The sequence below is a fragment of the Pseudoalteromonas sp. TAE79 genome, from assembly GCF_000498015.1.
Taxonomy (GTDB): Bacteria; Pseudomonadota; Gammaproteobacteria; order Enterobacterales; family Alteromonadaceae; genus Pseudoalteromonas.
The window spans coordinates 1-4985 of record NZ_AUTL01000013.1 but is presented as its reverse complement, the minus strand read 5'-3'; the positions used below and the strand labels follow the sequence as shown (position 1 = coordinate 4985).

Below are 4985 nucleotides of genomic sequence, written 5' to 3'. Positions count from 1 at the left end.
CATAATCAAAAGATGATAAGGGTATTGTGAAGCAACCAAAAGATCGGTCAACCGATCAAAAATACCTTAACTGATCGGTGTTATCACAAAGTGAGGCTTTTCGATAAACAGCTTAAAAAAGAGGTTTAAGCGTTTTCTAACATAGACAGTGCGACCGCTTCAGCCGCTTTAATGCCATCAATACCCGCTGATAAAATACCGCCAGCGTAGCCTGCGCCTTCGCCTGCTGGGTAAAGCCCTTTAGTGTTAATACTTTGGAATGTTTTATCACGCTTAATACTGATAGGCGACGAAGTACGTGTTTCAACGCCGGTTAATAAACCGTCGTTAGTAGAAAAACCACGAATTTGTTTATTAAACGCAGGTATAGCTTCGCGAAGAGCATCAATAGCAAATTGTGGTAGTACTTTACTCAAGTCAGTTAACTTAATACCGGGTGTGTAAGAAGGTTGTACTTCACCTAAGTTTTCTGATGATTTACCTTTTAAAAAGTCTCCAATTAACTGTGCTGGTGCATCGTAGTTGCTACCACCAAGCTCATACGCTTGTTCTTCAAGTTTGCGCTGTAAGTCTATACCTGCAAGAGGATTACCCGGGAAATCCTGCTCGGGAGAAATACCTACCACAATAGCGCTGTTAGCGTTGCGCTCACTTCGTGAATATTGGCTCATACCGTTGGTAACAACGCGGCCCTCTTCAGACGTTGCCGCTACAACAGTACCGCCTGGGCACATACAAAAGCTGTAAACGGTACGACCATTATCACAATGGTGAACAAGTTTATAATCGGCAGAGCCTAAAATAGGGTTACCAGCATTTGTACCAAAACGGCATTCATCGATCATTGATTGTTTATGCTCGATCCTAAAACCGACTGAGAAAGGTTTTGCTTCAACATAAATGCCTTTTTTGTGGAGCATGTCAAACGTGTCACGAGCACTATGACCTACAGCTAATACAACATGGCGAGTATTTAACTGCTCGCCATTTGAAAGCGTTAAGCCAGTTACTTGCCCATCATCTAAATGAATATCGTCAACACGTGTGCTAAAGCGAATTTCGCCGCCAAGTTCTATTATACGAGCACGCATTTTTTCAATCATGGTAACAAGTTTAAACGTACCAATGTGTGGCTTACTTACGTATAAAATTTCATCGGGGGCGCCTGCTTCTACAAATTCAGTAATGACTTTACGGCCGTAATGTTTTGGATCTTTTACTTGGCTGTATAACTTACCGTCTGAAAATGTACCTGCGCCACCTTCACCAAATTGTACGTTTGATTCTGTGTTAAGTGTGCGTTTACGCCAAAAACCAAACGTGTCTTTTGTACGTTCACGTACTTCTTTACCGCGCTCTAATATAATGGGATTAAAACCCATTTGAGCAAGTAATAGGCCTGCAAATAAACCACAAGGGCCAAAACCAATAACGACAGGGCGCTCTGTCATATTTTCGCTGGCGTGGGCTACAAATTTATAGTTTGTGTCTGGCGCTACTTTTACATGTTGGTCTTTTTCAAATGCTGAGAGTAGATCGGCTTCGTTATCAACTTCTATATCGAGTGTATAAATAAGTAAAATAGCTGATTTTTTACGTGCATCATAACCACGTTTAAACACATTAAAACTGTGCAATTGCTCTGGTTGGATTTTTAGTTTATTTACAATTGCTTGACCAATTGCATCTTCGTCATGATCAAGTGGCAGCTTTATTTCGGTTAAACGTATCATTTATATCTCTTTTAGGTGTCATAGCGGGGTATTACTACCGCTCACAATAAGGGGATGCAGGGCACAATGGGTGTGCAAACATAAGGCGCGTATTTTACGTTAAAATAGGGTGATATGGCACTTATTTATTGTATTTTTGGGGTGGATGGGTATGATCCACAACTGTTGTTTAAAATCTTAGGTATTAAAATAGTATGGCGTTTGTAGTCACCGAAAATTGTATAAAATGCAAGTACACCGATTGCGTGTCAGTGTGCCCAGCAGATGCATTTTTTGAAGGCCCTAATTTTTTAGCTATTAGCCCGATTGATTGTATCGATTGCGGTTTATGTGTCCCTGAATGTTCAGCTGATGCAATATACCAAGAAGATGAGCTACCAGAATCTCAAAAAGAGTTCACAGAATTAAATGCTGAACTCGCATTGGTCTGGCCGCGCATTACAGAGGTTAAACCTGCACCAGAGGACGCTGATGTATGGAATGGCATAGACAATAAGCTTAAACTACTCGAAACTTGATGGGTAACATTAGTTACTCCTTTATCATTAAATAGTTAATTTTTCATTTCAAAGTATTAACAAATGTACCTGGATAAATTACAATCCCCAGCTTAAGTTACTCCCTATGAGTAATTACAGTCTAAATGGATGTTTATGCAGTACTTTATAACTATAATAAAAAAGTTTACCTTCCTATTTTTAAGTTTCGTTTTATTACTCTCAAGCCTTGATGTAGCGGCTAGTAAACAGCAAGTACCCTTATCTCGTATTGATTCAAATATCACTATTGATGGTGTTATGGATGAAGCGCACTGGAAAAACGCGACACCTATACCTCTACTCTACCAAGATGAGCCTAACGAAAAAGGCACACCTCCTGTAAAAACTGATGCTTTTATTTACGAAGATGGCACAAACTTATATGTTGCCTTTATTGCAGAGGATCCAAACCCTGAGCAAATTCGTGCATCACTTCGTGACCGCGATACGCTGTGGGAAGACGATGTAGTTATTCTTGTTATTGATACATTTAATGATGAACGCAGTGGTTATGAATTTCATGTGAATCCCCTTGGTGCACAAGGCGAGATAAGAATGACCGACACCGATGGGTGGAGTTCAGATATCTCATGGAATGCTATTTGGGATAGCGCAGGGCAAATTAACGAGAAAGGTTACGTTGTTGAAATGCGTATTCCTTTTAAGGCACTGCGCTTTCCTGAAAATGAAAAAGAGCTAACGTGGGGTTTTTCAGTCATGAGAAACTATCAACGTGATGTTTTATATCAGCTATCAAATATGGGGTTTGATAGAAATATAAAATGTAGCCTTTGTCAGTTTGATAAGTTAGTGGGTTTTAGCGATATTGAATCGAGTAAAAATATTCAATTAACACCTACATTGACCGCACTTCGTAACGATAATAAATCTGAATTACCGGGTAACTGGGATAATGGCGATATTGATACCGAAGTGGGCTTAGATTTGCGTTGGGGTTTAACCAAGGACGCTGTTTTAAATGCGACGATCAATCCAGATTTTTCGCAAGTAGAAACAGACTCTTTAGAGCTCGATGTAAATACAACATTTTCTATTTATTACGCCGAAAAACGACCTTTCTTTTTAGATGGTGCTTCTTACTTTAAAAGCAGCTTATTTGAGCTTTTATACACGCGTACAATTGCAGAGCCTACCTTAGGTGCAAAGCTGACGGGTAAAACGGGTGATCATAGTTATGCTTTGATGCTCGCTGATGACGACAATAGTAATATTTTACTGCCTACGAATCAGGGCTCTGGCTTTGCAAGCTTAAATGAAAAAACGAATGCGGCCGCTGGGCGTTATCAATATGACTTAGGTCAGCAAGGTACTATTGGTATTTCAAGCACGCACAGAGAAAGTGATGACTATCACAACACTGTATTATCAGTGGACGGTAGCTACTGGTTTAATCAATCGGACACTCTTTTGTATCAAGTATCATCTGCTGATACACGTAACTCTGAATTTTTAATTCAAAATTATAATCTATCTGAAACTCAGTCAGATGAAGCATATGCCCTGGAACTTACGCGCGATAAACGTGATTACAAATTGTTTGCATCGTATGAAAATATTGGGCAGGACTATCGCACTGATTTAGGTTATCAAGCTAAAGTAGATTACGAAAAGGTTGTGTTTGGAGGCGGGCAGACATGGTATCGAGATGAAGCTGATTTGCTTACTTCATGGTCATACGAAGCTGATTGGGATAAAACGTGGGCACAAAACGGTGACTTACTTGAAGAAGAATACGAAGGTTTTTTAAGCTTTAAAGGTCAGATGCAATCTATTTTTGAAATTGGTTTAGTACATCGCTATGAAAATTATAATGGCAATTTCTACAATCAAAATATTGGCTATATTTATACTGGGTTCAAACCCACTAAAGATTTAAAGCTAACCTTATATGCAGAATACGCAAGCCGAATTGATTATGCGAATGAGCAGATTGGCGATGTGTTTGATACCCAAACTCAAGTAATATGGGATATTAACGACCACTGGCAGCTTGATGTGAAACATAATTACAGCCAATTAGACAACCCACAAGGGGATCGTGTATTTACAGCGAACTTGGTTGATTTTAGGCTTCATTATAAATTCAGTATGCGTTCAATACTTAAGTTAATTTTACAATTTGAAGATATAGATCGTAACGAAAAAGCTTACTTTTATCAGGTTAGTCAAACTAATAAGGATTATGGTAGCCAGCTTGTTTACTCATATAAAATTAACGCACAAACATTATTTTATTTAGGGTATTCAGATAGAGGGTACCAAGACGATTCACTTAAAAATATTGAACGAGATCAGCGTACGTTTTTTACAAAAGTTAGCTATGCATGGCAGCTTTAAATTTTAATAATAACAGTACTAGCGATGATTTTTAACTAGTTTGAGTAGCAATGCATCATGCGCAAGAATAATTTTTAAATGATGTACGACAGCGGAGCAAATGCGATAAAGGTTGAGTAAATATAAGTACTTAAAGCTGTAGTGGTGAGGCATAGATTAATGCGGCAAAAAAAACGACAAAGCTTATATACCGAATGTATTAAATTTTAAACAATTAAAACGTTTTTTTTATTTTTATTAATCCCACCTATACTAGGGCGTGTTGATCTTTTTGGTATGAAAAACAAACAGCATGAAGATAAGGTATAATTGAATTCGCCAGAAAACTTTACACCGAACCTACATGCCAAGATTA

The 4985-nt window shown here is 38.4% G+C and carries 3 protein-coding genes; 2 read left to right on the top strand and 1 reads right to left on the bottom strand.

Features of this window, described 5'->3' with window-relative positions; translation table 11 throughout:
- Window positions 1–125: 125 nt before the first annotated feature.
- Window positions 126–1733 carry an NAD(P)/FAD-dependent oxidoreductase gene (locus L655_RS0100230; protein ID WP_024603693.1) on the bottom strand — a complete coding sequence of 536 codons (1608 nt, stop codon included), beginning with the start codon at window positions 1731–1733 and terminating at the stop codon, window positions 126–128.
- 194 nt (window positions 1734–1927) lie between these two features.
- On the opposite strand from L655_RS0100230, the gene fdxA reads away from it, so the two are divergent.
- Both fdxA and L655_RS0100220 read left to right on the top strand, forming a co-directional pair.
- Window positions 1928–2251, top strand: a complete 324-nt coding sequence (gene fdxA, locus L655_RS0100225) for a ferredoxin FdxA (protein WP_024599924.1) — start codon at window positions 1928–1930, stop codon at window positions 2249–2251.
- A gap of 135 nt (window positions 2252–2386) precedes the next feature.
- Window positions 2387–4630 (top strand): carbohydrate binding family 9 domain-containing protein, encoded by a 2244-nt coding sequence (locus L655_RS0100220; RefSeq protein WP_024603692.1) that lies wholly within the window; start codon window positions 2387–2389, stop codon window positions 4628–4630.
- Window positions 4631–4985: the final 355 nt, after the last annotated feature.

Excerpts from the sequence above, each read along its gene's own strand:
- L655_RS0100230 (WP_024603693.1), bottom strand. The coding sequence starts at position 1,733 with ATGATACGTTTAACCGAAATAAAGCTGCCACTTGATCATGACGAAGAT.
- fdxA (WP_024599924.1), top strand. The coding sequence starts at position 1,928 with ATGGCGTTTGTAGTCACCGAAAATTGTATAAAATGCAAGTACACCGAT.
- L655_RS0100220 (WP_024603692.1), top strand. The coding sequence starts at position 2,387 with ATGCAGTACTTTATAACTATAATAAAAAAGTTTACCTTCCTATTTTTA.